The following is a 1,482-nucleotide window of genomic DNA, read 5'->3' on the forward strand; positions in this document are numbered from 1 at the left end:
GGCCTCCGTGCGGGCGACCGCCACCACCAGGCGCGCGTCGTCGACCAGTTGCCCGTCGTAGGCCAGGAATCCCCCGTCCAGCCCGGCGCGCGTGACGGTGGGCGCCAGCTCCGCGACCCGGCGCGCCGAGATCCGTCGCGACCGCGGCAACACCGACGACGGGGTGCCCGCCAACGCCCGCAGCGCGTCACCGGCCAGAAAACCGGCGCGCACCACCGCCCGCTGGCCGCGGCCCATCGACGGCAACAATGGCACCAGCTGCGGTAACGCCCGCACCAGGTGAGGGGCGTTGCGCGTCATCAGGATTCCGCGTTCGACGGCGCTGCGCCGCGCGATCCCGACGTTGCCGGTCGCCAGGTAGCGCAGGCCGCCGTGGACCAACTTCGAGCTCCAGCGGCTGGTCCCGAACGCCAGATCGTGCTTCTCGACCAGCGCGACCCGCAGCCCGCGCGCCGCGGCGTCCAGCGCGATGCCCGCACCGGTGATGCCGCCGCCGATGACCACGGCGTCCAGCGGCTCACCGTCGGCCACGGCCGCCAGGTCGGCGGAGCGGCGCGCGGCGTTCAGGGTGGTCGGGTCGGCGATCACGAGAGGTATCCGTTCAGCGAGTGGGCGAGTTCGGCGGCCAAAGTGGCCGCGTCCAGGATGGGTTCGACGATCTGCGCCGACTGGATGGTGGACTGCGCGATGAGCAACACCATGGTGGCCAGCTGCGTCGGGTCCCCGGGCCGGACGGTGCCGCCGCGCTGGGCCACCCGCAGCCGGGTGGCGAGGGCGTCGATCAGCATGTGCTGGCTGGTCCCGAGGCGTTCGGTGATGTAGATCGGGGCGAGTTCGGAATGCAGCACCGACATCACCAGGTCGTCGGCGCGCAGCAGGTCGGCCACCGTAACGACCTGGCGTACCAGCGATTCCCGGTCGTCACCCAGCAGCGGCGCCGCACGCATCGCCGCGGTCACGTGCCGGGTCAGCAGCGCCGCGACCACCGATCGGGTGTCGGGCCAGCGCCGGTACACCGTGGGCCTGCTGACGCCCGCGCGCCGCGCGATCTCGGCCAGCGTCACCCGGTCGACGCCGAAGTCGACCACGCAGCTGGCGGCCGCCGCGAGGATCCGCTCACCGACGTCCACGCTGTCGTTACGGATTGACAACATGTGTAATACTGTAACGCATGACGCAAGCCGACGCCCTGCTGCCGCCAATGAAGTGGAACGCCTGGGGAGATCCGGCGGCGGCCAAGCCGCTGTCCGACGGCATCCGGGCGCTGCTGAAACAAGCGGTGGGCGTTCCGGATTCGGGGGACGCGGAGCTGCGGGCCGACCAGGTGCGGCTGCGGCCCTCGGCGTTGGCGGAGGCCGATCGGCAGGCACTGGCCGCCATCGTCGGCGCCGAGTACTGTCGCACCGCCGACCTCGACCGGCTGCTGCACGCGGGCGGCAAGTCCACCCTCGACTTGTTGCGCCGCCGGGACACGGGCGAGCA

The 1,482-nt window shown here is 72.4% G+C and carries 2 protein-coding genes and 1 pseudogene; 1 reads left to right on the top strand and 2 read right to left on the bottom strand.

The window, feature by feature from the left end; translation table 11 throughout:
• Positions 1-588 (bottom strand): FAD-dependent oxidoreductase (locus A5714_RS12230; protein WP_156747289.1); only part of this gene is annotated, 588 nt, incomplete at its 3' end.
• On the bottom strand, positions 585-1,154 hold the full coding sequence (locus tag A5714_RS12235) for a TetR/AcrR family transcriptional regulator (RefSeq protein ID WP_068066530.1): 570 nt from the start codon (positions 1,152-1,154) through the stop codon (positions 585-587). The genes A5714_RS12230 and A5714_RS12235, both read right to left, overlap by 4 nt.
• A 47-nt stretch (positions 1,155-1,201) precedes the next feature.
• On the opposite strand from A5714_RS12235, the pseudogene A5714_RS12240 reads away from it, so the two are divergent.
• A pseudogene (locus A5714_RS12240) lies at positions 1,202-1,482 on the top strand (FAD-binding oxidoreductase); the annotation flags it as partial.

Source organism: Mycobacterium sp. E2462 (genome assembly GCF_001672685.1).
GTDB lineage: Bacteria > Actinomycetota > Actinomycetes > Mycobacteriales > Mycobacteriaceae > Mycobacterium.

Excerpts from the sequence above, each read along its gene's own strand:
- A5714_RS12235 (WP_068066530.1), bottom strand. The coding sequence starts at position 1,154 with ATGTTGTCAATCCGTAACGACAGCGTGGACGTCGGTGAGCGGATCCTC.